Here is a 24,163-nt window from a genome sequence, read left to right as displayed (position 1 = left end):
GACAGGACTGATCCGGCCCCGGGCCCCTGGCAGCCGGGCTCCTGGCAGCCGGGCCCTTGTGGGGGGTGCCGGGCCGCGGTACAACGGACCAATGAGCGATGCAATCAAGCAGTGGATGGAAAAGTACATCACGGCATGGACCACGAATAAGGCGGAGGACATCCGGGCGCTCTTCACCGAGGATGCCGTGTACGCCACCCGGCCATACGACCCGGACGCCTGGCGCGGGCACGAGCAGATCGTGGAACGCTGGCTGACCGCTGCGGATGAGCCCGACGAATGGACCTTCGAGTGGTCGCCCCTCGGCTCGGACGGTGACCTGCATTTCGTCCAGGGGCGCACCACTTATCTGGGGGACCGCCCCAGCTACGAGAACCTCTGGGTGGTCCGGCTCGGACCGGACGGGCGTGCCGCGGCCTTTACTGAATGGTTCATGGAACGCAAGATCTAGGCGGGTGTTGCAGGTACTACTGCCAGGCGATCCCGGTCACCATGGGAATCAGCTGTTCGGACAGCAGTACTGTTCCGAGTGCCACCATGATGATTCCGCTGGCAAGGGTCACCCGCCGGGCAGCTCCGGGGCGTGAGTGCAGCAGCTTCCTGGCCAGCAACGCCACGCAGGTGTACACGACGGCCACCAGCAGGACGAACGTCAGGCCCAGCAGCGCGGACTGCATCGGAACCGGGAGGGACGCCTCGGGGCTGACGAACTGCGGAACCAGGGCCACAAAGAACAGCAGGCCTTTGGGATTGATCCCGCTGGTGCCCACGCCCTGGAGGAAGGTGCGGAACTGGTTGGACTCCGCCGGCGCGACGGCGGTGCCCGCAGGGCCTCCCGCCGTCGAACTTTCCGGGGACGCTACTCCGGTGCCGAAGGTGGCTCCGCGCCATGACCGGATGGTCCCGAAGCCCAGCCACAGCAGGTAGGCGGCGCCGGCAACGGTCAGCCAGCCGAGCACGCCGGGAAGTCCGGCGAGCAGGGCGGCCAGGCCGGCAACCATCAGCACCGTGTGCAGGACGTAGCCCCCGCAAAGACCCGCTACCGCCGGGACGAAACTGCGCTCTTTCAGGCCCGCCGCGATGGAGTAGGCCCAGTCCACGCCGGGCGTGCAGGCCAAGGCGCCGGCCACCACCAGGAATGCAAGGAACAACTGGGAATTCACGGGCGGCCTCCTACGACGTGCTGATAAGAGAAACTCTAGGCAAATCGTCGGCAGAAGTGTTCCCTGATTTACTCAGGAAATGCGTCCCAACGGTAAGATAATTGCGTGATTGACCACATTGACAGAAATATCTTGCGCCACCTCAAAGAGGATGGGCGGATGACGGCGACCGCACTGGCCGCAAAGGTGGGATTGACGGTGGCACCGTGCCATCGGAGGCTCCGCGATCTTGAGGCATCGGGCGTGATCCGGGGGTACCGCGCGGACATCGACCCGTCCGCCGTGGGGCTCGGTTTCGAAGCGATCGTTTTCGTGACCCTGAGGCAGGTGGACCGGCCCACCATGGAGATCTTCGAGAACCGGGTGGCGGACAATCCCAACATTGTGGAGGCGCAGCGGCTGTTCGGCTCGCCGGACTACCTGCTGAAAGTCATCGCGGAGGACCTGCCGGCGTACCAGCGCTTCTACGACGCAGAGCTCACCTCGCTGCCCGGCGTGGAACGGCTGACGTCAACACTGGTGATGAAGAACCTGAAGTCGAACGCCGGGCCGCCGGTTTAGGCCGGGGCCGTCTCAGTCCGTGGGTCCGGGTTCAGTACCTGCCGGTCTCCGCGATTTGTGCCTTGGCTTCAGGGGTGTAGAACTCCTCTGACAGGAAAACGGTGTAGATGAAGGTCATCCGCCCGGTGGTGTGGTTGGACATAATTGACAGCGCGAAGACGGTGCCGGTGGCGTTGCCGTACCCGGGGTTCCATGTTTCCTTGCCGGAGCCGTCCTTGAACTCCGGGCCAATGGTCGGGGCATTTTTCAAGGGGATAATCCCGAGCTCGTTGGCGGCCCGTTCGATCTCGGAATTGGCATCCTGGGCGTCCGGGTAGTTGATGAAGATGTCGACGCTGTCCACTTTGTTCTCAACACCTCCACCTCGAACGCGGATGGTGTCCGTCTCCATCTCAACCACTCCGTTGGGCGTCGTCATTGCGACCTTCATCCGCCGGTCGGTATCGGTCGCGACCATGGCTCCATCGGAATCCTCGTCCAGGCCCAGCGCCGCCATGTCCAGTGGCAGTGCCGTGAAATCGAAGCTCACCTTTTGGCTCTCTTTCATCGCCTCGATACCGTTCTTGGTGAATTGGGAGTTTCCGCTGGCCACGATGGGCTCCTTCTCTTGGGAGGGTGTAAATGCGCAGCCAGACAACAGGAGCGCGCTGCACAAGAGTGCAACTATCGAACGACACCTCACAACGCACCCACTACGGCTCGAACAGCAACTGGCACCTTCCGGTACTCCTCGACTCGTTGGGGCATGGGTTCTACCATCTCACCGTACGGGTTTTTTTCTGCGTGCAGCCAATCCTCGTAAGCCTTCAGGGTGTCCTGATCAATGAGGGCCCACCGGTCGTCGCGGTTTGAGATGTTGCCTAGGTGGATGTCGATGCCGGCCGGCGGAAACCGGCTTATGTCGAAGTACGGCTCCGCGGCCGGGAACTGCTCATAGTAGGACTTTGCTCCAACGATGCTGGGATCTCCCACCCATGTCATAGCCGCTGTGAAGGCTTCTCCGGTCGGGCGGCTCCGGATGTTGTCGTAGTCATCCGCGATGACGTGGTTCTGTTCTTGGTCTGCCATGCTGTACGACGCCTTGTGAAGGGCTGCCTGCTGGGCGGGGCTCAGCTGGTGGTACCCCTCCGGACCCGGGTACCGCGGGACGGAATCCAAGCTGGTCCAGGCAGTATTCATGCGCGGAGATACCACGCCGGAGTCTTTCATCCTCTTGATTTCTTCCATGCCGCCCTGCTGATAGGCGAAGTGCTGCGATCCGATATCCGAGAAGATCTCCTTCTGCATTTCGAGGAACGTCGTCTCGTAGAAGGCGAGGTCGGACTCACCCAGGGAAGCCAGCAGCGTGATCCAGCTCCGTTGCGCCGGGTCTGTGCCATCCAGCTGTTCTGACAAGTCCTCGCCCGCCGCGGCTGCCTTCCGGAGAACAGCTAGGTCCTCAAAACCGGCGATGAAGGTCGGGCCCACCTGGTTGGCCATACCGATCCACTCCATTCGCGGATCGTTCTTGTACAGCTCAGCGTAGAAGGCGTAAACCTTGTGGATGTCGGCCCGGTTGTAGTCAACGCCCTTAGACGGATTCCAGCGGTTGGGGTCGATCCCCGCCTCGCGCATTGCGGACTCGGCCCAGTACTGCTGCAGGAACTGCCCGTAGCCGTTCTTGTTCCCATGAGCGTCCAGTGGGGCCATGGCGCCCGAGTCCACGAGGCCGTCAAGGACGCCCTTTGCGGCATCTGCGTTGCCCTGGCTCTGCCGGACCCACTGCTGGAATTCCTCGGACTTCAGGTAGGCATCACGTTCGTCCGGTGTCATGCCGTTGAGCTTGTCGGTCAGTTCCTGTGCGGCGCCGTCCGTCGGGTTGCCGCCGCTTCCGCTGCCTGCCCCGCCGCCGGTCGAACCGGTGCTGGCCCGGTCCTGCTGGTCGGCGTTCTGCAGCAGCGCTTTGGATGCGCTGTGGATGCCGGCAGCCGCAGCCCTGAGCGCCTTCGCGTGGGAGCCGTTCCAGTCACTGCGGAAGCGCTCGCCGTCGTTGCCCTTCCAAGGGCTGGAGGTGATGGAGCCGCCCAACTGTTGCCCCAGTTGTTCCAGGCGGCTGGCACCTTTCGCCAAGTCCTTGGCGAGCTGGCGCAGCTGCGCGACGTCAGCGCCGTAGAAGTTCCCCGCCATGTTTCCCCCTGTTGAAGTCCACGGCCAGCCTAACGGCTTTGGCGGACAGGCGGCGATGGGGAGGACTCCCCAAGCATCCCCGGATTCAGGCGCCCAGCAGCCCGGTGGTTCGGTACGGAATGACCTCCCGCAAGAACATGCTCGTGGACGTGCGGACAATGCCGGGGCACAGCCGGATTTCCTCGGATACGCGGTAGAGGTCGTCCGGGCTTTTGGCCACCACACGGATGAGGAGGTCGGTGTCACCGGCGGGCGCGTGGCATTCCAGTACTTCGGGGATCTTGCGCAGCGCGGCGATGGCCTCGTTCAGGTGGCTCTGGTCCAGTTCGGCGCTCACTGCCGCGGCCACGCCGCGGCCCAGCGCGGAGGGCAGCACACGGCTGCTGTTGGGGCGGAGGGCGCCGGACGCCGTCATCCTTTCCAGGCGCGACTGCACCGTTCCGCGCGCCAGGCCCAGCTTCTGCGCTAGCACCATGATGGGCACCCGGGGGTCGTCGTCCAGTGCGGTGAGGATCCGCCGGTCCGTGGGATCGAGTTCCTGCAATCTGACCACTTCCTGCCTGACTGTCGCTCGTTCATTGATCAGTCTGATCAATGAAGCGCCAGCTCGTTGCGCCTACTGTAGGGCTTCTGGTGAAATGATGGCAACAAGGGACGAAGGCTACCGCCGGATCCCGCAGGCTACAGGAGCCCCGGCACACCACCCGGTCCCTGGAACAGGCTTCCCGCAAGGACGCTGCCGCTGATTGACTCTTGTTCACGCATCGTCATTCCGCAATCGCTCATCGCAAAGCTGTGCAATGGGTCCGGAGCTGCGCTCCCGGTCCCGGCACGGCAAGAGCCCCTGAGCCACCGACGCCGGACCACCGGAGTGTTCGGTAGCTGAGGGGCTCTTGTGTTGTCCGGATTAGGCTGGTGCCATGACTTCAGCCGGCCGTTTTGCTCCAAGCCCCTCCGGCGAACTCCACGTGGGAAACCTCAGGACAGCCATGCTGGCCTGGCTGTTCGCCCGCTCCACCGGCCGGCGGTTCCTGATGCGCGTGGAGGACCTGGACCGTGCCCGTGCCGGCGCTGAGGCGGAGCAGCTCCGCGATCTGGCGGCCATCGGCCTGACCTGGGACGGCGGCGTCGTACGCCAGACGGAACGCGGGCCGCTGTACGCGGAAGCGATCCGTGGCCTCGCTGCCGCGGGCATGACGTACGAGTGCTTCTGCACGCGGCGCGAAATCCAGGAGGCGCCGTCAGCTCCGCATGCCCCGCAGGGTGCGTACCCGGGGACGTGCCGGAACCTCGACCCGGCCGAGCGTGAATTCAAAAGGACCATCCGTCCCGCGGCGATCAGGCTGCGCTCGGCAGTGGCCGACTGGACCGTGCAGGACCGTTTGCACGGCACGTACACAGGCGTCGTGGATGACTTTGTGCTCCGCCGCAATGACGGGGTGACCGCCTACAACCTCGCGGTGGTGGTGGACGACGCCGCCCAGGGGATTGACCAGGTGGTCCGCGGGGACGACCTGCTCCCGTCCACCCCGCGGCAGGCCTACCTGGCTTCCCTGCTGAATATTCCGGTACCGGAATATGTACACGTGCCGCTGGTGGTGAATTCCGACGGCGCCCGGCTGGCCAAGCGCGACGGCGCCGTGACGCTGGCGGATTTAGCATCTGCCGGGCTGGATGCCGGCCGCGTCCGGGACATCATCCTTGAATCGCTCGGGCTCCCGGCCGGACCGCTGGCCCGTGCCCTTGCGTCCTTTGACCCCGCAGCGCTGCCGAGGGAGCCGTGGGTGTGGCCCGGCGTGCCGGACGCAGGCGCGTAGGCTGGAACCATGCCAGAAACAGGAACCACGGACGCTAGCGTCCCCCAGCCACGATTCACTGTTGAGACGGCCAAGGTCCTCGCCGAAGTTGCCCACAACCGCCAGAAGGACAAACTCAAGCGGCCGTACCGCGAACACGTCCTTGCCGTGGGTGATGCCCTGGCGGACTTCGACGACGACATCCGGATTGCCGGCTACCTCCACGACATTGCCGAGGACACCCCCATCACGCGGCAGGCCCTGCTGGAGATGGGAGTTTCCGAACGCGCGGTCGGCATTATCGAACGGGTCACCAAGCGCCTGCATGACAACCCCGACGATTACCAGGCCGGCATCCGGTTCATCGCCGAGGACCACGACGCCACCTTGGTCAAAATCGCTGACAATGCCCACAACTCGCTGCCCGAGCGCGTCAAGGCCCTGGCGGAAAAGTGGCCGGACAAGCCGCCCGTCACCCGCTACGACGAGGCCCGGCCCGTGCTTTACAACGCTGTTCCGGTGGAAGAGGTCCGGATGGTCCTGGCCCGGGTGAACCCGTGGCTGCTCGAGGAACTGGACGACCGCCTGGACGAGGCGGACGACACCGATTACGAGAACCTGTCCTACGAGTCCTAGCGGACGCCCTCCCAGAGGCCCCGTTCCCACGCCCGGGGGTCGTAGACGACGTGTGACTCGGTGTTGAACAGCATGGTGGTCCTGCGCTCGAGATCGTAGCCCGGCCATCCCGGGTCGCCTGTAGAAGCGAAGGAGATCCACGCGGCGTGCATGGCATCAGCCAGCTCCTGCGGCGGGTTCGGCCCGAGCAGCGGTCCGAACAATCTGGAGTCCTTGTCCAGGGTGTCGAAAACGAACGGCACGTCCACGGCGTGGACTGCGCCGAGGCCAGGGGCAGGCCAGGCGAACTCGTACATGTACGTTCGTGCCGAGGTCAGCGACGCCTCCTTCGCATGGGCATCCGCGAGGCGGATCGCCGGAATCCGCACCCACCAGTCGGTTTCCACAGCGGCAAGCAATTCGCCGGGGGAACTGCCCGGGTAATGGGACCGGTAATCGCGCAGGGCAATGCCGGCGGGGAGCCCGTACGCGCCAATCGGCGGGAAGCCGTCCACGCTCTTCGACTCCGCCAGGTCCTGCTCCGTGACCCTCGCGATCACGCCTGTGATGGCAAGGAACAGCTTCCAGTCCTCGGTATTGGTGCCCACCATGAGGTCCACTGCCGCGCTGGCGCCGGCACGAATACGGTCAATGGGGCGCCGGGGAATGACATCACCGTCGATCGACGGCTGCCAGAGCATCGAGCTGGCCAACACCTCATGTCCCCAGTGCGCCGGGTCCGGGCGGGCAAGGAGATCCGCCTTCAGCTCCGCTTGCGCCGCCAGGAACCGCTGGGCGGGTACTGCCGCCATTGCCTCCCGGGTTTGCGGCACCCCAAGCTTCTCGGCAAGGGACCGGCCGATACGATGGGCGCTCTGGGCGGGGAGGACGTGGTGGGCAGCGCCGCTCTGCAGGATGGCGCGCCGGAACAGCCCCTCCGCGCGGGGCATCGACAGGAGAACGCCGATGCTCATGGCACCCGCGGACTGCCCAAAGACGGTAACGTTACCGGGATCGCCGCCGAAGGCTGTGATGTTCTCGCGGACCCAGCGCAGGGCCGCGACCTGGTCGAGGAGACCGACGTTGGCCTGACCGTCGCCCAGGTCCAGGAACCCGTCGGCGCCTACCCGCCAGTTGATCACCACACAAACGACGCCGTCCCGGGCGAAGTTCCGTCCGTCATACGCCGCCGTCGAGCCGATTTCGAACGCGCCGCCCTGAATCCAGACCATTACCGGCAGCCCCGCGCTGCCGGGGTCCGGCGTCCAGACATTGAGGTTCAGGCAGTCCTCGCCGGCCAGCGCGGTGTCCCACTCCGTGCCCGCACTTTCCGGGGGAGCCAGCTGGAAGGGGGCTGCGCCGTACTGAGTGGCGTCGCGCACTCCGTTCCAGGGCTGCGCCGGCTGCGGCGGGCGGAGCCGGTGCGCACCGGACGCCGGCGCGGCGTAGGGGATGCCCAGGAAACGGTGCACGCCGCCGGCCATGCTGCCGCGTAACTGGCCATGCGTGGTGTTGACGACAGTGTCCATGCGTGGCACCTCCACGGCCTGGGGTTTCCGGGGTTTGCCTCCACTCTGGCAGGACGAAGCGGTGCGGTTGAAGGGCCGAAGGTCACCCCTTGGTGGTCGAGCCCGTCGAGACTTCCCGCTCCATGCGCTCCAGTGCTGCGCTCATTTTGCCGGTGCCGCGCTTCTCGTCAATGACGATGGAAGCACCGAGAACCACCACGATAACGAGCAGGCAGACGGGCACCGAGGCTCCGGCGGCGGCCAGCCCCACGCTGCCTGCAAGCGCGGCGAGGACGCCGGCGGCCACGGCGATGACGGTGCGGTCCACACAGATCATCACGCTGTACAGCCACGTCAGGGAGAGTTTGAACAGGGCCACGGGCACCGCGATGCTGGCCACGGCCACGGCGGCGCTGATGTGGGCCTCGTGGTCGATGTAGTAGGCCGCAACGTGCAGCCCGGCACCTGTTGCGGCGATGGCGGCGAAGATGGGGATGTGGCCGTAGCCGAAGAAGAATGATCGGTGCCGCTGGAGGTGCAGGGCCCGGCCCGCGGGCAGGATGAAGTAGATCCACCACATGGCGAAGGCCAGTGCGGTGCCGCCGAAGCCCACGAGTGCAGCGTCCACGCTCCAGCCATGGTTCGCCACGATGGCCCGGAGCGTTTCGATGGCACCGATCAGGCATTCGCCGAGGGCGATGATGGCCAGCAGTCCGTAGCGTTCTGCGATGTGGTGCGCATGCCACGGGGTCCGCATTGAATGTTCGGCCACGTACGGCGTCGCCATTTCCAGGACGTACAGGGGCACGGTCATCAGGATGGTGGTCAGCAGGTCCGCTTGGATGATCAGCACTGCGATCCAGCCGAGCTGCACCACGCCAAGGTAGGTTGCGTAGCGCAGGCAGGTCTGGCGGCGGCCCGGGTCCTGCCGCGCCGCACGCAGCCACTGGAACACCAGGGCCAGGCGCATGATCACGTAGCCGCCCACGATCACGGCGTTGTCCACATGGTCTCCCTCCACCAGCGAGTGGAACAGCGGCTCGATCCCCATGGCCAGAATGAGGACGCCCAGCAGCTGGATCATGGTGACCACGCGGAAGACCCAGTCGTCCGTGTCGTACGCGCTGGCGAACCAGGTGAAGTTGATCCATGCCCAGATCACGGCAAACATCGTGAAGGAGAACCCCAGTAGCCCGGCACCGAAGTGGGCCTCGGCGATCTCATGGGCGAACTGGCTTCCGGCCACTCCGAACGCAATCACAAAGGTGAGATCGAAAAACAGCTCCAGCGGGGTGGCTGCCCGGTGCTGCTCATGCGGGTCGCGGCCGCCCATGCGGGCCATGGCATGCCGGAGGGGATTGTTGGACATGGCTCAAAGGGTACCGCCGGGAGCGGCGGCCGCTCCAGAGCGCCCCACTGTGAAGATCGGCCTGCTACACCCGGCCCAGCGAGTCGATGTCCTCGAGGAAGTCCTGGTGGACCTCCTTGCTTACCGTGGTCCGGGTGTCAGCGATGGCGTCGAGGTAGTCCTGGGTCGCGGGGCCCTTCCGGACCGCTGCGCGGACGGAAACGTCGCCCCCGGAAGCCAGTCCGCCGTCGTCGTACACTGCCTTTTCCAGCGCACGCTGGGAGGCGCTGCGGGCCGCGTACTCAATGTCCGCGGGGGAGAAGCCCTCGGTGCGGTCCACCAGCAGCTCAATGTCCACGTCGTCCACCACGGTGGCCGGGATGAAGCGCTGCCACATGGCTTCGCGCGCCTGGCGGTCGGGAAGGCCGATGGGGATCACGTAGTCGAACCGGCCGTGGCGCAGGAAGGCGGTGTCCAGGGCGCGGATGAAATTGGTGGCGCACACCAGCAGGCGGCCGGGCTGTTCGCGGAAGGCCGGGATGATCTTCAGCAGTTCATTGGTGACGCCCTGCAGCGGGGACGGCGGTTCGCCCGAGCGCTGGGAGGCGATCTCCTCCACCTCGTCTATGAACACCACGGCATGTTCCAGTTCGGCGATCTCCAGGAAAGTTTCGCGGAGGGCGCCGGCCAGGCCCTTGGGATCGGCGGCGAGCCGGGAGGGGAATACTTCCACGAACGGCCATTCGAGGCGGGACGCGATGGCCTTCGCGAACGTTGTTTTGCCGGTGCCAGGAGGGCCAAAGAGCACGACGGCGCGCGGCGGCACCACGCCGAATTCGTCCGCCAGGTCCGCCTCGGCCAGGGGCAGCACCAGCCGGCGTTCCAGCAGTTCCTTTTCGTTGCGCATGCCCGCCACGTTCTCCCAGAGGTCGCGGGCCAGGATGCGGCCGCCGAGGAGGCCCAGGGGTTCGAGTTCCTGGCGCTGGACGGGAATGGTGCGTTCGAAGTACCGCAGGTTTTTCTTGAGCACGAAGCCGCGGCTGAGGAACGCCTCCACCCGGGTTTCGGACTCGGGCATCAGTGCGGACAGCTTGTTCAGCCCGTGCGGGGCCATCCGGTTTTCGACGGCGGCCAGCAGCGAGGTGCCGATCCCGCGGCCGCGGTATTCGGGGAGCGTGGCCAGGAAGACGATCCAGCCCTGGTCGTGCGCGGCGCGTCCGACGGCGGCGCCCACCACCATATCGCCCTGCACCGCCACCACGGCGTGGTCCTTTTCGCAGGAGGCCAGGACCTCGGAGAGCGCGTAGACGGGCTCCACGTTGGTGGCCTTGAGCGATTCCCAGAGGTGCAGGATGCCGTCAAGGTCGGCCGAATGGAAATCCCTGATCCGCCAGGTGGTCATGAGCGTTTCTCCTGTGGTGGTTCGTCGTTGAGCCAGCGTGAACTTCTCAGCTGAGCATATGCGAACCTGCCCCGCCCGGGGTTGCGGCGGCGTTGCATTACGCCGCCGGGCGGCCGCTAGGACGGGCTGTAGGGCCGGAAGGTGACCCCGCCGTCGGCAGACTCCAGGAGCCCGGCGGACGTGGCAGCCCACACACGGACGGTGCCGCCGGTGCCGGCCGACGCGTCAATGGCGTACACCTCGCCTTGGAGGGTTCCCCGCCGAACCCAGCTGCCACCACCGTCGCTGGACTGGTGGACGGCACCGCCCGGCTCCACCCCTACAACGTCGTTGTTGCCGCCGAAGGCCACAAACCGGAGGACCGGGGCCGCCCGGTTCAGCGTCCACGTGCTGCCGCCGTCAGCGGAGCGCTGCAGCCCCTCCGCGGTGGTGGCGAGGACTACTTCGCCGCCCGGGCTGCCAGCCAGGGCGGCAGGAACGAAGGAGACCGGCATCTTTTGCCATGACTTTCCATCGGCACTGATGCGAAGGGCGCCGTCGAACGCAACGATCCTGGATCTGGTGGTGGTCAGGGCGTGGAAGTCTGATTCCCCCTGCCTGGAGAGGGGCTCCCAGTTGGCGCCGTTGTCGGTGGAACGCATCAAGCCCAGCGGGTCTGGGAGCGTTGAGCCCTTCTCCGGGTGGCCTGAAGCGTACAACGTGCCGTGGTCTGGCCCGGCAGTGAACCCCATGAGGTCGTGGCCGGACCCGATCCGGACCGCGGGGTTTGCCGAGAGGTCGAATAGGCCGTCGTGGGTGGCGAGGAGAGGTTTACCGGTCGCCTCGTTGACGGTCAGGCCGTGGACGTGGCTGTTGGGCAGGCCTCGCTGGGGCGCCTGCTGACTGGTTTTCCCAGTATTGGGCTGCTGGCCGGCTGAGCAGCCGGCAAGCACCAGGAGGAGGCCCGCTACGACGGCGGTGAGGCCGGTGCGGCGGGCGGCATGGGCAAAGGTCATGGCGGGGGCTCCGGCAGCTTGAGGTGGGAAGGGAGGTGGCGCCGGACCAGGTGCGGTCCGGTCCGGCGCCGGGGACCGGCGGGCTAAAGCGTCGCCAGCAGGTCCTGCATCTGCTTGATTTCGGCCTCCTGGGCGGCAACGATTTCCTGGGCGAGCTTCACGGCGTCGCTGTTCTGCCCGTCGGCTATTTCGGCCTTTGCCATCTGCACGGCGCCCTCGTGGTGCGCAATCATCTGGGTGAGGAACAGCTTGTCAGCTTCCTTGCCCTGTGCAGCATCGAGTGCCTTGAGGTCGTCGTCGCTCATCATGCCGGACATGCTGTGGCCTGCTTCGCCGTGCCCGGCCATGGCAGTGGGTTCATTCCAGCCCTTGAGCCAGCCGTTCATCTGCTCGATTTCCGGGCCCTGTGCGGCCTTTATTTTGGTGGCCAGTTCGGTGACGGCCGGGTTGACGCCCTGCTTGCCGAGCATCATGTTGCTCATCTCCACCGCCTGTGCGTGGTGCGGAATCATGGACTGGGTGAACAACGTGTCCGCCGAGTTGTGGCCCATGGCGTCGGGGCCGCCCGCCGGCCCGGAACTGGAGCTCATTGCCCCGTGGTCCGCGGGCATCGTTGAGGAGCCGGTGGTGGCGTTCGAGCCGCAACCGGCGAGCGTGATGACGGCGGCCAGGGCAGCGGCTGAAAGGGTGAGTGGTTTCTTCATGTGAATGGTGTCCTTCGGGAATCCGGCATGGGGCGCCGGGAGGGGCGGCTGCCGGGCTTCGGGGCGCGGGGGGTCAACGCGGGGAGCCGGCATCCAGGGTCAGGCGGAAGCACCGGAAGCGCCACGGTGCAGCTCCCGGTTTTACGTCCGGCTAATGGAGAGTTCGCCGGGCGTTGGACTGCCGGGCACGTGTGTGGAGGCGTACAGCACCCCGCCGGCATGCGCGGCCGGTTCGGGGCCGGCGAACGATGCGGAGCCCGGGGGCGGCGCGGACAGGCCTGCGGTGGCCGGTGCAGGAATGCAGCTTGCGTGCGGGGCCGACATCTCACCGGTTTCGCCGGTGGAGACGCACGACGGCGGCGGTTCCGGTGCGCTGCTGCCCATGGGCCGGGCCGAGGCCGGGTCCAGGGCTGCGGCGTGCACTGTGCCGTCCGCCATGGCATGCGGCGCGGTAGGTGCCGCTGCACTCGGCGCCGCGGCGTGGCTTGCGTGGGCGCCGGCGGGAACCGACGCCAAGGCGCCCGCGCCGTGCTGGGTGTGCGAGGACGCTAAGACGTGCATGCCGATGAATCCTGCCAGGATTGCGAGGACGCCCAGAAGCAGTGCGGTCCGAAGCAGGCGACTCACAGGGAAAGATAGGGAGCCGGCAATGTGAAACACAGCGTTCTCCCTTCCCTTGGTTCAGTGCGCAGTGGCTGTAGATCCCGCATCGTTCAACGAAGAGTGCGGCTCTTAGATTCCCAGCGTACCCATTGCGTTCCGCAGCGTGTCCGCCGAATGCTGCAGGGCCGCCAGTTCGCCGTCGTCCATGGGCGTGTGAAGGACGCGGTGCACGCCGCCGCGCCCCACGACGCTGGGCAGGGACAACGCCACACCGGAGATTCCGTAGGGGCCGTCCAGCACGGTGGACACGGGCAGCACGGCGTTCTCGTCCCGGAGCAGGGCTTCCACGATCCGTGCGCCGGAGAGCCCGATGGCGTAGTTGGTGGCACCCTTGCCGGCGATGACCTTGTAGGCCGCCTGCGTCACCTCGCGGGCAGTTTCGGCCAGGTATTCCGGGGTGAAGATGCGTTCGCCGTCAGCCTCCCAGTCGAGGATGGGGACGGGGCCGATGGTGGCACCGGACCACACCGGGAACTCCGTGTCGCCGTGCTCGCCCACCATGCTGGCATGGACGCTGGCCACCGAGACGCCGGCGCGGCGGGCCAGCAGCCAGCGCAGCCTTGAGGTATCCAGCACGGTACCGGAGGAGAAGACGCGCTCCGGGGGCAGTCCGGAGATCTTTTGCGCCGCGACAGTGAGCACGTCGCAGGGGTTGGTGACCAGGACGTAGACCGCATCCGGGGCGTGCTGAAGAAGTTGCGGCATGAGCTGTTCGAGGATGCCGACGTTCGTCCCGGCCAGGTCCAGGCGCGTCTGGCCCGGAGCCTGCTTCGCGCCGGCAGTGATCACAACGACGTCGGCGCCTTCCGTCACGGAGATGTCGCCGCCGCCGGCGACGGTGGCAGCCGCGGCGGCGAACTGGGTGCCGTGGGCAAGGTCCAGGACCTCCGCTTCGGCTTTGAGGGCGTTGACGTCGAACAGGGCGATGTTGCTGGCCGAACCGCGGATCAGGGCGGCGTAGGCCAGCGAGGTGCCCACGCTTCCGGCGCCCACCACGGCAAGTTTGGATCCTGACATGAGCTACCTCTTTCCCGGCCCCGGAGTTCCAGGACGCGCGCTGATGGTGCAACTGCCCGCAATGGCTTCATGGTACCGATATAGCAGCCGCCACACACCAGTGCGAACGGACGCTTAAGCCACGGCGCCAAAGCGCGAACGGACACTTGCGGCCCGTCAATCCGAGGATTTCAGGGCCGCAAGTGTCCGTTCGCGCTGGTGGGAACGCGTGGCTGGCGGAGGGTTTAGCTCTTGTTCTTCGCCCCCGGGCCCGGGCGGTTGGCTACGAGCGGGTACGGGCCGGTGAAGCCGTCGCGGACCGCGGCGATCTCCAGGACGCGTTCCCGGCAGAGGCGCCAGCCCAGCATCAGTGCCGGGATGACGATGACCAGCGAGGCGATGGTCCAGGTGCCCACGGGTGAGTCGAAGGCCATGAGCACCAGAACGGCCAGCAGGAAGGCCAGCGTGATCCAGCCGGTCACCGGCGCGCCGGGCATCCGGAACGCCGGCCGGAGGAGCTCGCCGCGCTTGGCGAGCCGTGCAAGCTGCATCTGGCACATCACAATCACGGCCCAGGTGCTGATGATGCCCAGGGACGCCACGTTCAGGACGATTTCGAAGGCTTCGGCGGGAACGACGGCGTTGAGCACCACACCGAGGACGGCTACGGCTGCGGTCAGGGCAATGCCGCCGTAGGGGACGCCGGCCTTGTTCATGCGGGCAGCGAACCTGGGCGCGGATCCGGCAACGGACATGGAGCGCATGATCCGGCCGGTGGAGTACAGCCCGGCGTTGAGCGAGGACAGCGCCGCGGTGAGGACCACCAGGTTCATGATGGCGTCCACACCCTCAACCCCGATGGAACCGAAGAACGTGACGAACGGGCTTTCGCCGGCTTTGTACGAGGTGTACGGCAGGAGCAGGGAGAGCAGCACCAGGGAGCCGACGTAGAACACCGCGATACGGAAGATGACCGTGTTGATGGCCCGGGGCATGATCTTTTCCGGGTTCTCGGTTTCGCCGGCCGCGGTGCCGATCAGTTCGATGGAAGCGTAGGCGAACACCACGCCTTGCATGACGACAATCGCCGGAAGCAGGCCGTTGGGGAACAAGCCGCCGTTGTCCGCGATCAGGCTGAAGCCCACTTCCTGGCCGTCCACCGGCGTGCCGAAGATGACGAAGTAGATACCCACCACCAGGAAGGTGACCAGGGCAACGACCTTGATGAGCGCGAACCAGAACTCAAGCTCGCCGAAGACCTTGACGGAGATCAGGTTCAGGCCGAGGACCAGGATCAGGGCGGTCAGTGCCCACGTCCACTGGGGAACGTCCGCGATGGGTGCCCAGTACTTCTTGAAGAAGTTCATGTAAAGCGCGACGGCGGTGATGTCCACGATCGCGGTCATCGCCCAGTTCAGCCAGTACAGCCAGCCGGTGACGAACGCGGCCTTCTCGCCGAAGAATTCACGGGCGTAGGAGACGAACGATCCGGATGAGGGGCGGTGCATCACGAGTTCGCCGAGGGCGCGCAGGATCATGAAGGCGAAGAAGCCGCACACGGCGTAGCTGATGATGAGGGCCGGCCCGGCAGTGGCAAGCCGGCCGCCGGCACCCATGAAGAGACCGGTGCCGATCGCGCCGCCGATGGCGATCATTTGGACCTGCCGGGGCTTGAGTCCCTTGTGGTAGCCCTCATCCTCGCGGTGGAGGGAGGCTTCGGAGGCGTGGGCGTGCGCCGGGATGGTGTGGTCGGTGATGACCTGCTTTTGGGCAGTGTCCTGCTGGGGCTGTGTCATGGGGGTCCTTCGCGGTTCGGTTGGGGACTACTTGCTCAGGTTGGCCAGGCGTTGGGGGCTGAGGAGGTCTTCGAGTTGCTCGGCGGTGAGCAGGTTGTGTTCGAGGACGAGTTCGGCGACGCCTTTGCCGGTGGCGAGGGCTTCCTGGGCGATGGCGGTTGCGGTGGTGTAGCCGAGGTGGGGGTTCAGGGCGGTGACGAGGCCGATGGATTGTTCCACGGTGAGGCGGAGGTGTTCGGTGTTGGCGGTGATGCCCCGGATGCAGCGTGCGGTGAGGGTGCGGCAGGCGGCTTCGAGGTGGGAGATGCTCTTGTGGAGGCTGTGGACGATGACGGGTTCGAAGGCGTTGAGCTGGAGTTGCCCGGCTTCGGCGGCCATGGTGATAGTGACGTCGTTGCCGATGACTTCGTAGGCGACCTGGGAGACGACTTCGGGGATGACCGGGTTGATTTTGCCGGGCATGATGGAGGATCCGGACTGCACGGCGGGGAGGTTGATTTCGCCGAGGCCGGCGCGGGGGCCGGAGGAGAGCAGCCGGAGGTCGTTGCAGATTTTGGAGAGTTTCACGGCGACGCGTTTGAGGACGCCGGAGAGGTGGACGAAGGCGCCGACGTCCGCGGTGGCTTCGATGAGGTCCGGCGCGGTGACCAGGGGCAGGCCGGTGATCTCGGCCAGGTGCCGGCAGGCTGCTTCGGTGTAGCCGGCCGGGGCGTTCAGGCCGGTGCCGATGGCGGTGGCGCCGAGGTTGATTTCGTGGATCAGCAGGTCCGCTTCGGCCAGGCGGAGCCGGTCCTCGCCGATGGTGACGGCGTAGGAGCCGAATTCCTGGCCGAGGGTCATGGGCACGGCGTCCTGGAGCTGGGTGCGGCCCATTTTGACGATCGTGCGGAATTCGGTGGCTTTGGCGGCGAACGCGTCTTGGAGTTCGGCCAGGGCGGCGAGGAGTTCGCGGGCGGCGAAGATGGTGCCGAGTTTCACCGCGGTGGGGTAGACGTCGTTGGTGGACTGGGAGAGGTTGACGTGGTCGTTGGGGTGCAGGCGGGTGTAGTGGCCTTTGGGGTGTCCGAGGATTTCCAGGGCGCGGTTGGCGATGACCTCGTTGGCGTTCATGTTCGAGGAGGTTCCGGCGCCGCCCTGGATGACGTCGACGACGAACTGGTCGTTGAGTTTGCCGTTCATGACGTCGGTGCAGGCGGCTTCGATGGCGTGGGCGCGTTCGGCGTCGAGGAGGCCGAGTTCGTGGTTGGTGCGGGCGGCTGCGAGTTTCACGGCGGCGAGCCCGCGGACCAGGTACATGTTGGTGGAGAGCGGCTGGCCGGTGATGGGGAAGTTCTCCACGGCCCGGAGCGTGTGCACGCCCCAGTACGCGGCGGCGGGAACGTCCCGGTCACCCAGGAGATCATGCTCGGAACGGAAGGCGGCGGGGGAAGCGGTTTCGGTCATGGGTATCCTCGGGAGGCGTGGCGTGGCGTGGCGTGGCGGGGGAGGTTGGAAGGTTGGGGCGGGCGGCTAGGTTGCCGGGAGGAAGGCGGTTGCAGTCAGCTCGCCGACGGGACGGCCGCCGCCCAGGACGGCTGCCGTGGCGATGCCCGCCAGCGGTGCGGTGTCGACGTCGAGGGCCTCCAGTGCGCGGACGGTGACCGGCATGCGGGCGCGGTCCCCGCCGTCGGAAATTTTCACGGCCACGGCGCGGCCGTCCGGGAGGCCCACGAGCTGGACCCCTTCGAAACCGTCCTTGGCCACCGCGCCGGGGAGCAGGCGCATCAATTCGGTGACATCGCGGCCTTCGCCCGCCACCATGTCGGGGTGCTGGATGATGGCGCGGCCGACGGTGGCTTCCGGACTTCCGGGATCGGTCAGCACTGCGGCGGCAAGGCGCCCGAAGGCCCGGGCCATGCCGCGGAGGGTGAGGGCGAACAGCGGGGTGCCGCAGCCGTCGGTGCTGGTCCGCTCGGGCTCTTCGCCGGTGAGTTCCCGGACGGTGGCGGCCACGAGTTGCTGCAGCGGGTGTTCCGGATCCAGGTAGCCGCTGACCGGCCAGCCGTTGATGACGCAGGTCGCGGCCATGGCGGCGTGTTTGCCGGAGCAGTTCTGGGTGAGCTGGGTGGCCGTGCCGCCGTTGCGGAGCCATTCCTCACGTTCGTCCGGCCCGTATGGCAGGTCGGTGCTGTTTTCCAGCGCCTCGGGCGTCAGCCCGTGCATTTCGAGGATGCGGAGGGCGCCGTCACGGTGCATTGCTGCCCCTGAGTGGCTGGCTGCGGTGAGGGCCAGGAGGTCGGCCGGAAGGTTGAGGCCGGCACGGACCATCGCCACGGCCTGCAGCGGCTTGAGCGATGAGCGCGGGTAGAAAGGTGCCAGCGGGGCGCCCGCGGAGAACAGCGTGCGGAGGCCGCCATCGGCTGATTCGTCCGGGGCGGTTGCGATCACCGAGCCGTAGTGGATGCTTTCCACGAGCCCGTCGCGGGTCTGCACGGCCAGGGGAACGTGCTGCGGCAAGGCAGTGAGGTCCGGGGCCGGGGCCTGGGCGTGGACGGGCAAGGCAGGGGAGAGCATGGAGTCCTTGGGATCGGTGACTGGCGTCGGTTGGGTGTTGCGGTTATTGGCTGAGGATGGAGTCGAGGGCGACGCCGACGGCATGCAGGTGTTCCTGCATTGCGGCGCTGGCCTCGGCGGCATCGCCGGATTCGATGGCGGCCAGGATCCGCTGGTGTTCCTGGTCCGAGGCGTGCTGGCGGTCGGCCACCATGTTGAGGGTTTCGGATTGGTGCGCGAGGGCGTCGCGGATGTCGGAGACCACGTTTTCGAACACCTTGTTGTGGCTGGCCCGGGCGATGGCTGCATGGAAGCTGGAGTCGAGGGCCACCCAGGCTTCGGGGTCGTCCTCGGCGGCCATGGCGGCCACAATATCCCGCAGGCCTTCCAGTTCTTCGGCCGTCCGGCGCTCGGCGGCCAGACCGGCGGCCGGAACTTCGATGTGCGGGCGGGCCTCGGTGAGGTCCAGGGCCGAGTACTGGCCGAGGACCAGGTCCTTGGCTACCCGGTTGGCGACCACAAAGGTGCCGCGGCCGGTTTTGGTGGTGGTGAGGCCGAGGGCGTTGCACGAGCGCAGCGCTTCACGGACCACGGAACGGCTCACCCCGTACTGCTGGGAGAGCGTGGCTTCGGAGCTCAGTTTGGCACCGATTTCGAGCTTGCCGGACTCGATGTCGGTGCGGAGGACGTTGAAGACGGCTTCGGCTGCGCTGAGGCGGGCGAGGGGCTGTCCTGCTGTCCGGCTGTCTGACAGGTTCACGCTTAAAATATGGCACGGGTCACACGAGGTGTCAACTGTGAGCCGGGCCGCTCCAAGGCCGACCGGGCCCGCACCACGGGTATTCGGCACGTTCATTCCGATTTCGCCCTTTACCGGGTCGGGCCGAGGACCCTACACTGGAATCAGAGCAGAAACGGTACGATCGTGCCTATCGGAAGGGTCGGGCATGACAGAGGAGTTTGCTGACCGGCTCGCGGCCGAGGTCAGAGCCAGGCGCGCAGCCCTGCGGCTGACGCAGTACGACCTTGCCCACCTTGCCGGGGTGTCGGAGCGCTTCGTCCGTTTCGTGGAACAGGGGAAGCGCAGCGTGCAGCTGGACTCGCTTCTGGCGCTGCTGGAGACGCTGGGCCTGGAGCTTCAGCTGACCACGCGGGCGCGCCCCGCGGCCCGCGCTATTGACGGAGCCCGCGCACATAACGGCCCGCGCACCGCTGAGGGCGGATCCGCCGCCGTCAAGCGGTTGCCCGAAGGCCGGTCATGAGGCACCGCGTCGCAGATATTTACAAGGCCGGTGTCCTGGCCGCGCGGCTGGAGCGGCACGACGGCGGCACCAGGTTCAGCTACCTGCCGGCATACCTCGCGGCGGGAGGTCCCGCCGTCGCCAGCTCGCTGCCGCTGGGCACCGAGCCGGTGCTGTCCGCGGCGGGGGCCGCGCCGCCGTACTTCACCGGCCTCCTGCCGGAGGGCAGGCGGCTGAATGCGCTGCGGCGATCGGTGAAGACCAGCGTTGATGACGAACTCTCGCTCCTGATCGCCGCCGGCGCCAACCCGGTGGGTGATGTGCAGATCATTGGCCACGGTGAGCCGCTGGACCCGGACGAACACGCCGTCGAGCTGAACCCGAAGGCGCCGGTCGATTTCGACGCACTGCTGGGCGACTCCGGGCTGATCGACCCCGTGGCCCTCGCGGGGGTGCAGGACAAGCTCTCCGCCGGGATGATCTCCATGCCGGTGGCCAGTGCAGGCAGGCGCTACATTCTCAAGCTCAATGCGCCGGAGTTCCCGCATGTGGTGGAGAACGAGCTGGTGATGTTCCGTTATGCCGCCAAACTGCGGATTCCGCTGAGCAAGGTCCGGCTGATCCGGGATGTCGAAGGCCGGCCGGGGCTCCTGGTGGAGCGGTTCGACCGGATCCCGCTGGCGGGCGGTGCGCACGGTGCGGTGCAGCGGCTCGCCGTCGAGGACGGCGCCCAGGTGCTGGGGCTGTATCCCGCGGACAAGTACAACGTGGCGTACGGGCAGGTGTGCCGCGCCCTCGCGGAGTACTGCGCGGCACCGCTGCCGGCGCTGCGGAACCTGGCCATCCAGGCGGCGTTCGCGTGGCTGAGCGGGAACGGCGATCTGCACGCCAAGAATGTGTCGATGGTGCAGCAGCCGTCGGGGGAGTGGTCCATCGCGCCGGTCTACGACATCCCCTCCACAGTGGTTTACGGGGACAAAACGCTCGCCCTGACCTTGGACGGCAAACGGACCGGGATCTCGCGGAAGCATTTCCTGGCATGGGCCGCCGGCCTGGGGCTGGCGGAACGCGCCGCCGTGCAGGTGCTGGAGCTGGGATTGAAGGCGTCGGGTCCGCTGGTGGCCGACCTTGAGGCGGGTACGGCTTTTGCCGGAACGAACGACGACGGCGCCTCACCGTTTTCGTCGATGGTCACCAGGCAGTGGCTCAAGGAGCTCAGGCACCGGCGCAGGCTGCTGGAAGCGTAGGAAGCGATTAGAGGTGCTGGATCCCGGCGCGCTGCATCGCGTCCCGGTAGATCTCGACGCTCTTGCTCAGAAGTTCTTCCTGCTTGTTCGCTGAAACCGCGAAGGCCCGGCCGCCGAGGGCGCTGGCCTTGTAGATCTTGATTCCGGAGTTCTTCAGGGACTGGTGGTACGTCTTCTCGAAGAGGGTCAGGAAGGTCTGGGCGTCCGTGCCATGGGCGATGATGGCCGAGACGCGCCTGTTGATCTTCAGGAACTGGCGGAAGGGACGGAGGCCGTCCGTCTTTTCCTGGACGTTGAGGGCGGAGGGGAGATCGGGATCGCGTACCCAGGGGTAGGCGTTCCACGGCATGACGTACCGGGGGTCGAGTTCCACGATCTCGTAGATTGACGTGGCCCGCCGGGCTGCTTCATCGTCGTTGAAATGCGAAACGAAGCCCGATTCGGTGCCTTTGCCCGGGCTGACATGGAGACTGACGATCCTGCATTCGTCCTCGTCATGGACGGGGTCGATGTACGGGACTACGGATCCCGGCTTCTTTTCCATGAGTTCGTCGCAAAGCTGGGTTACAGCAGCGATGTTCGGTTCCTGCAGCAGGGCCTTTTTTTCGTCCCAGTCAATCGTCACGATTTCTCCCTCAGCACACGGCGTCCAGAATCAGGCGTCTGGTTCCACTCTACGCTTTTGGCCGGGGTTGATGTTCAGCGGATTTCCAAAGGAGGTGGTTCCCGCACCGCATCCGGGCTTCACGGCAAGAGGCTCCCGACCTATTTTCAGGAGGCCCGCCCGGGCGTACGCTTAAAGCGCCTGCAGGTAACCGTTCAGATAACGCGGGCCGTTCGGGACATGCGAATGTCCGGGCCGTCTCATAGCGAGATCGCGAAGGTACCTGCAGGTCTTTGCTGTTTAAGACGGTCTTTTGTGATTCCGGTGCGGTGATTCAGGTGCGCGTCAGCGCTCTGATTGGTACGCGCGTCAGCCGGATAACCCGCCGCCCCCTCACGCCGCGGCCGCGGCCCTTATCCTGACGCGCTTGAGCGCCTTGGCCCGGTGCCTGAGCTCACGGCGGTGGCGGGATGCTGCTCTTTCGGGAGGCTCATGTCCCGGCAACGGCGGGGCCGTGGACTCGTAACTGTGCCCGGTAGGTGTTGTCAGTTGGAGTGTGTGCCGGGCTCCTGGACGGGAGTGGGCGCTCCACCCCGGGGCTTCTTTGGTGTGATTGCATGCTTCACAAAGCCCCGCGCCGTTGCTTTCACTCGTCGTGCCGCCGCTGTGCCAGGGGAAGACGTGGTCCAGATGCCGGATCGGGGCGTCGCAATATGGCGTGCGGCAGGTGTGGTCCCGCACTTGGATGAAGCGGCGCAGTCCCGGCGGGAAGAGCCGTGCCCTCGACTCCATCGCCACGAGTTCCCCGGTTCGCGGTGCGGTATAAAGCCGCCGGAGCCACAGGTTCATGGGCTTGACCTGATCCCGGGCAACGATCTTCCGCGCCCACCCCGCAGGCACAACTCCGTAGCCCGCAAGCCGGGCCGGTTCACTGTCTCCCTGAAACAGTGTGCGGTCGGTCATGACAAGCTGGATCTCGACTCCGTTGATTCCACCTTCCGTTCCCGTGGCTCGTTCAACTAGAGCATCTGCCATGAGCTGGCCGCGGGAACGAGCGTCTCCGTCGGATCGGAACGTGTCGGCGTGTCTACTGAGGGCGGTTTGGACGGCCACGCCCTCGGCGACCGGGAGGAACGCCGTCAGATAGCACATGGTGTCGGGCGCGGGGCGGAGACTGACATGGCGCTCGGCGGCGGCGTGGCTGGCGCGGTCCGCAACGGACCTCGGATCGCGCCGATAGGCGGCGGACCGCGCCGCGGCAATAACGGCGCGGTCGCCTGCCCCGCTTAACGTCCCGACGTCGGACGCCAACTCCTCGTCGACGGCACTGCGGTCAGCCGCGGACAGGCATGCGGTCTCACGCACCAGCAGCGTGGCACGCCATTCGTTGAGCTGGCCCGACTGCAGGCCGGCAAGGGTGTGCGGCATCTCGGTGACGAGCGCCTTCGCCAGGCCCAGGAGCCGGCTGCCTTTGGCCGGTGATTCCCGCCGGGCGAGAGCGATCTGCGCAGCGACACCGGTACCGAGCTGCTCGGTGGGGACGCCAGCGCGGGCCTGCTCTCTGCGTTGCTTTAGGTCGAACGCGACCGCGATCCGGGCCTGCCGCGCGGCGGCAGCGGATTTCAGATCCTCAAGTTCACGGAGCTGGTCGATCATCCCTGCGCTGTCCGCGGCCGGCCGCGTGTCAGCCAGTGTGCGGATCATTTCCGTGACCGACACACCGCCCGTTGTATTCGAGACTCGCTCAGGTCCCTGACCGCGCTCCATGCATTAAGTTTCCCCGCGACCGCCGACATTTAAGTGGTCATGGGGAAGGGGCGTCGCTTCAGGTCCCGGGACCCGAGGCGACGCCCCTTGTTTGCGCTCCTAGTGCTGGCCGAGGCTTCCAGCCGCAGGCGGAAGGCCGCCGTCGCGGTTCTCTTCGTCCCTGCGCTCGGCGGCGCTTCGCGTGTCGCTGTCGGCGGTCTCATCCGAGTCGCCTTCGAAATCGACCAGGCCGTTGGTCTGGTCGAACGGCTTCGCAATCCGGTCGTCACTCAACGCGGAACCGGAACCGACGCCGGATGCAGTGCCAGCTGCTTCCGCGGGTTCCACATAGCCGGAAGCGTTGGTGGGCGGTACGGCGGTGATGGGGGTCCCTGAAACGGGCGCCGTGGTGCGGGCGGGCTCCGCGTCCTTGTCCCGCATGCTCGCGGCCACGCCTGCCGCCGCTGCCGCGGCGACTCCGACTCCGGCTGCGACCTTTCCGGAGACGCCGGCCTTGCCGGAATCGCCGCGTGAAGCTGCGGCCGCCTCCACTCCCGGAGTCCCTGTCGAGGTGCCTTCGTTGACGGTTCCCCGCCAGGCTCCGCTCGCGTAGCCCTCGTCCTCGATGAAGTCCTTGAACCTCTTCAGGTCCCCCTCAACCTGCCGGTCGACGACATGGAGTTTGTCTCCGATGGTCTCCACGATGCCTTCCGGCTCGTATTCGAGCGACAGCTGCACCGAGGTCTGGCCGCCGCCCACGTCTTCGAACGTCACAGCCCCTGCATTTGTCGCGCCCTCAGTTGCGGCCCACGCGACCTTGCGGTCCGGGACCTGCTCCACGATCTTGGCCTCCCACTGCCGGCGCACACCGGCAATCTCAGCCACCCATTCAAGACGGTCGTCGCTGAGCTGCGTCACGCTCTTCACGCCACCCATGAAGTGTGGAAATTCCTCGAACTGGGTCCACTGGTTGTACGCCGTGCTTGCCGGGACGTTGACCAGAATGCGTTTCTCGACCTTCGTGCTCATGGTGTCTCCTTTGACTAGGACGGTTTGTACGTTGCCTGGCGATGACGATGG

24 protein-coding genes are annotated in these 24,163 nt (G+C 66.5%); 6 read left to right on the top strand and 18 right to left on the bottom strand.

Annotated features, from left to right (window positions below; translation table 11 throughout):
• Window positions 1–91 precede the first annotated feature (91 nt).
• Complete coding sequence (locus AC1MDG_RS20665) at window positions 92–451, top strand: nuclear transport factor 2 family protein (protein WP_479806538.1); 360 nt, start codon at window positions 92–94, stop codon at window positions 449–451.
• A gap of 16 nt (window positions 452–467) precedes the next feature.
• Here the strand turns inward: AC1MDG_RS20665 and AC1MDG_RS20660 are convergent, their stop codons facing one another.
• Window positions 468–1,163 (bottom strand): LysE family translocator, encoded by a 696-nt coding sequence (locus tag AC1MDG_RS20660; RefSeq protein ID WP_479806536.1) that lies wholly within the window; start codon window positions 1,161–1,163, stop codon window positions 468–470.
• A gap of 105 nt (window positions 1,164–1,268) precedes the next feature.
• On the opposite strand from AC1MDG_RS20660, the gene AC1MDG_RS20655 reads away from it, so the two are divergent.
• Window positions 1,269–1,724: an Lrp/AsnC family transcriptional regulator gene (locus AC1MDG_RS20655; protein WP_479806534.1), complete on the top strand. Its 456-nt coding sequence runs from the start codon at window positions 1,269–1,271 to the stop codon at window positions 1,722–1,724.
• Between the two features lie 31 nt (window positions 1,725–1,755).
• On the opposite strand, the gene AC1MDG_RS20650 is transcribed toward AC1MDG_RS20655, so the two are convergent.
• From AC1MDG_RS20650 to AC1MDG_RS20640, 3 genes are all read right to left on the bottom strand, one after another.
• On the bottom strand, window positions 1,756–2,316 hold the full coding sequence (locus tag AC1MDG_RS20650) for a hypothetical protein (protein ID WP_043485465.1): 561 nt from the start codon (window positions 2,314–2,316) through the stop codon (window positions 1,756–1,758).
• An 86-nt stretch (window positions 2,317–2,402) separates the two neighbouring features.
• Window positions 2,403–3,890, bottom strand: coding sequence for a WXG100 family type VII secretion target (locus tag AC1MDG_RS20645; RefSeq protein ID WP_479806532.1), 1,488 nt, complete (start codon window positions 3,888–3,890; stop codon window positions 2,403–2,405).
• An 85-nt stretch (window positions 3,891–3,975) separates the two neighbouring features.
• A complete protein-coding gene (locus tag AC1MDG_RS20640; protein WP_479806530.1) occupies window positions 3,976–4,443 on the bottom strand; it encodes an Lrp/AsnC family transcriptional regulator in 468 nt (155 codons plus the stop codon).
• 367 nt (window positions 4,444–4,810) lie between these two features.
• Here AC1MDG_RS20640 and gluQRS point away from each other — a divergent pair, with 367 nt between their 5' ends.
• Together gluQRS and AC1MDG_RS20630 are read left to right on the top strand one after the other, a co-directional pair.
• Window positions 4,811–5,707, top strand: a complete 897-nt coding sequence (gene gluQRS, locus AC1MDG_RS20635) for a tRNA glutamyl-Q(34) synthetase GluQRS (protein ID WP_479806528.1) — start codon at window positions 4,811–4,813, stop codon at window positions 5,705–5,707.
• Between the two features lie 9 nt (window positions 5,708–5,716).
• Entirely contained in the window at window positions 5,717–6,322 is a 606-nt protein-coding gene (locus tag AC1MDG_RS20630; RefSeq protein WP_479806526.1) for an HD domain-containing protein, read from the top strand.
• Here the strand turns inward: AC1MDG_RS20630 and AC1MDG_RS20625 are convergent.
• The 11 genes from AC1MDG_RS20625 to AC1MDG_RS20575 all read right to left on the bottom strand — a co-directional run bounded on the left by AC1MDG_RS20625 (window position 6,319) and on the right by AC1MDG_RS20575 (window position 19,005).
• Window positions 6,319–7,830 carry a carboxylesterase/lipase family protein gene (locus tag AC1MDG_RS20625; RefSeq protein ID WP_479806524.1) on the bottom strand — a complete coding sequence of 504 codons (1,512 nt, stop codon included), beginning with the start codon at window positions 7,828–7,830 and terminating at the stop codon, window positions 6,319–6,321. The two genes, AC1MDG_RS20630 and AC1MDG_RS20625, sit on opposite strands and share 4 nt — an antisense overlap.
• 82 nt (window positions 7,831–7,912) lie before the next feature.
• The gene (locus tag AC1MDG_RS20620) at window positions 7,913–9,178 is read right to left on the bottom strand and encodes a low temperature requirement protein A (protein WP_479806522.1); all 1,266 of its coding nucleotides are present in this window, start codon (window positions 9,176–9,178) and stop codon (window positions 7,913–7,915) included.
• Between the two features lie 64 nt (window positions 9,179–9,242).
• Window positions 9,243–10,559 (bottom strand): ATP-binding protein, encoded by a 1,317-nt coding sequence (locus AC1MDG_RS20615; RefSeq protein ID WP_043485456.1) that lies wholly within the window; start codon window positions 10,557–10,559, stop codon window positions 9,243–9,245.
• Between the two features lie 116 nt (window positions 10,560–10,675).
• Window positions 10,676–11,554, bottom strand: coding sequence for a F510_1955 family glycosylhydrolase (locus AC1MDG_RS20610; protein WP_479806520.1), 879 nt, complete (start codon window positions 11,552–11,554; stop codon window positions 10,676–10,678).
• 83 nt (window positions 11,555–11,637) lie between these two features.
• A complete protein-coding gene (locus AC1MDG_RS20605) occupies window positions 11,638–12,258 on the bottom strand; it encodes a DUF305 domain-containing protein (protein WP_479806518.1) in 621 nt (206 codons plus the stop codon).
• 141 nt (window positions 12,259–12,399) lie between these two features.
• Window positions 12,400–12,885: a hypothetical protein gene (locus AC1MDG_RS20600; protein WP_479806516.1), complete on the bottom strand. Its 486-nt coding sequence runs from the start codon at window positions 12,883–12,885 to the stop codon at window positions 12,400–12,402.
• A gap of 105 nt (window positions 12,886–12,990) precedes the next feature.
• On the bottom strand, window positions 12,991–13,938 hold the full coding sequence (locus AC1MDG_RS20595; protein ID WP_479806514.1) for an L-lactate dehydrogenase: 948 nt from the start codon (window positions 13,936–13,938) through the stop codon (window positions 12,991–12,993).
• A gap of 224 nt (window positions 13,939–14,162) precedes the next feature.
• Complete coding sequence (locus AC1MDG_RS20590; RefSeq protein ID WP_052500650.1) at window positions 14,163–15,713, bottom strand: amino acid permease; 1,551 nt, start codon at window positions 15,711–15,713, stop codon at window positions 14,163–14,165.
• A gap of 27 nt (window positions 15,714–15,740) precedes the next feature.
• A complete protein-coding gene (locus AC1MDG_RS20585) occupies window positions 15,741–17,156 on the bottom strand; it encodes an aspartate ammonia-lyase (RefSeq protein ID WP_479806512.1) in 1,416 nt (471 codons plus the stop codon).
• A 66-nt stretch (window positions 17,157–17,222) separates the two neighbouring features.
• Window positions 17,223–18,266, bottom strand: a complete 1,044-nt coding sequence (locus AC1MDG_RS20580; RefSeq protein WP_479806510.1) for an asparaginase — start codon at window positions 18,264–18,266, stop codon at window positions 17,223–17,225.
• Window positions 18,267–18,309: 43 nt separating this feature from the next.
• Window positions 18,310–19,005 (bottom strand): FadR/GntR family transcriptional regulator, encoded by a 696-nt coding sequence (locus AC1MDG_RS20575; RefSeq protein WP_043485427.1) that lies wholly within the window; start codon window positions 19,003–19,005, stop codon window positions 18,310–18,312.
• 187 nt (window positions 19,006–19,192) lie between these two features.
• Between AC1MDG_RS20575 and AC1MDG_RS20570 the strand changes: the two genes are divergently transcribed.
• Together AC1MDG_RS20570 and AC1MDG_RS20565 are read left to right on the top strand one after the other, a co-directional pair.
• Window positions 19,193–19,507: a type II toxin-antitoxin system Y4mF family antitoxin gene (locus tag AC1MDG_RS20570; protein WP_479806508.1), complete on the top strand. Its 315-nt coding sequence runs from the start codon at window positions 19,193–19,195 to the stop codon at window positions 19,505–19,507.
• Window positions 19,504–20,733, top strand: coding sequence for a type II toxin-antitoxin system HipA family toxin (locus AC1MDG_RS20565; protein WP_479806506.1), 1,230 nt, complete (start codon window positions 19,504–19,506; stop codon window positions 20,731–20,733). Before AC1MDG_RS20570 ends, AC1MDG_RS20565 begins: the two co-directional genes overlap by 4 nt.
• 7 nt (window positions 20,734–20,740) lie before the next feature.
• On the opposite strand, the gene AC1MDG_RS20560 is transcribed toward AC1MDG_RS20565, so the two are convergent.
• The 3 genes from AC1MDG_RS20560 to AC1MDG_RS20550 form a co-directional block, all read right to left on the bottom strand.
• A complete protein-coding gene (locus AC1MDG_RS20560) occupies window positions 20,741–21,358 on the bottom strand; it encodes a uracil-DNA glycosylase family protein (RefSeq protein ID WP_043485421.1) in 618 nt (205 codons plus the stop codon).
• Window positions 21,359–21,730: 372 nt separating this feature from the next.
• Window positions 21,731–23,041, bottom strand: a complete 1,311-nt coding sequence (locus tag AC1MDG_RS20555; RefSeq protein WP_479809152.1) for an HNH endonuclease — start codon at window positions 23,039–23,041, stop codon at window positions 21,731–21,733.
• Window positions 23,042–23,203: 162 nt separating this feature from the next.
• Entirely contained in the window at window positions 23,204–24,112 is a 909-nt protein-coding gene (locus tag AC1MDG_RS20550) for an SRPBCC family protein (protein ID WP_479806504.1), read from the bottom strand.
• Window positions 24,113–24,163 lie beyond the last annotated feature (51 nt).

This window comes from Arthrobacter sp. AIWTK1, assembly GCF_056680535.1.
The sequence above is the reverse complement of the archived record's forward strand: the minus strand, read 5'-3'. Positions and strand labels throughout refer to the sequence as shown.

Excerpts from the sequence above, each read along its gene's own strand:
- AC1MDG_RS20630 (WP_479806526.1), top strand. The coding sequence starts at position 5,717 with ATGCCAGAAACAGGAACCACGGACGCTAGCGTCCCCCAGCCACGATTC.
- gluQRS (WP_479806528.1), top strand. The coding sequence starts at position 4,811 with ATGACTTCAGCCGGCCGTTTTGCTCCAAGCCCCTCCGGCGAACTCCAC.
- AC1MDG_RS20615 (WP_043485456.1), bottom strand. The coding sequence starts at position 10,559 with ATGACCACCTGGCGGATCAGGGATTTCCATTCGGCCGACCTTGACGGC.
- AC1MDG_RS20555 (WP_479809152.1), bottom strand. The coding sequence starts at position 23,041 with ATGATCCGCACACTGGCTGACACGCGGCCGGCCGCGGACAGCGCAGGG.
- AC1MDG_RS20565 (WP_479806506.1), top strand. The coding sequence starts at position 19,504 with ATGAGGCACCGCGTCGCAGATATTTACAAGGCCGGTGTCCTGGCCGCG.
- AC1MDG_RS20580 (WP_479806510.1), bottom strand. The coding sequence starts at position 18,266 with ATGCTCTCCCCTGCCTTGCCCGTCCACGCCCAGGCCCCGGCCCCGGAC.
- AC1MDG_RS20585 (WP_479806512.1), bottom strand. The coding sequence starts at position 17,156 with ATGACCGAAACCGCTTCCCCCGCCGCCTTCCGTTCCGAGCATGATCTC.
- AC1MDG_RS20570 (WP_479806508.1), top strand. The coding sequence starts at position 19,193 with ATGACAGAGGAGTTTGCTGACCGGCTCGCGGCCGAGGTCAGAGCCAGG.
- AC1MDG_RS20605 (WP_479806518.1), bottom strand. The coding sequence starts at position 12,258 with ATGAAGAAACCACTCACCCTTTCAGCCGCTGCCCTGGCCGCCGTCATC.
- AC1MDG_RS20550 (WP_479806504.1), bottom strand. The coding sequence starts at position 24,112 with ATGAGCACGAAGGTCGAGAAACGCATTCTGGTCAACGTCCCGGCAAGC.
- AC1MDG_RS20620 (WP_479806522.1), bottom strand. The coding sequence starts at position 9,178 with ATGTCCAACAATCCCCTCCGGCATGCCATGGCCCGCATGGGCGGCCGC.
- AC1MDG_RS20645 (WP_479806532.1), bottom strand. The coding sequence starts at position 3,890 with ATGGCGGGGAACTTCTACGGCGCTGACGTCGCGCAGCTGCGCCAGCTC.
- AC1MDG_RS20590 (WP_052500650.1), bottom strand. The coding sequence starts at position 15,713 with ATGACACAGCCCCAGCAGGACACTGCCCAAAAGCAGGTCATCACCGAC.
- AC1MDG_RS20665 (WP_479806538.1), top strand. The coding sequence starts at position 92 with ATGAGCGATGCAATCAAGCAGTGGATGGAAAAGTACATCACGGCATGG.
- AC1MDG_RS20610 (WP_479806520.1), bottom strand. The coding sequence starts at position 11,554 with ATGACCTTTGCCCATGCCGCCCGCCGCACCGGCCTCACCGCCGTCGTA.
- AC1MDG_RS20625 (WP_479806524.1), bottom strand. The coding sequence starts at position 7,830 with ATGGACACTGTCGTCAACACCACGCATGGCCAGTTACGCGGCAGCATG.
- AC1MDG_RS20595 (WP_479806514.1), bottom strand. The coding sequence starts at position 13,938 with ATGTCAGGATCCAAACTTGCCGTGGTGGGCGCCGGAAGCGTGGGCACC.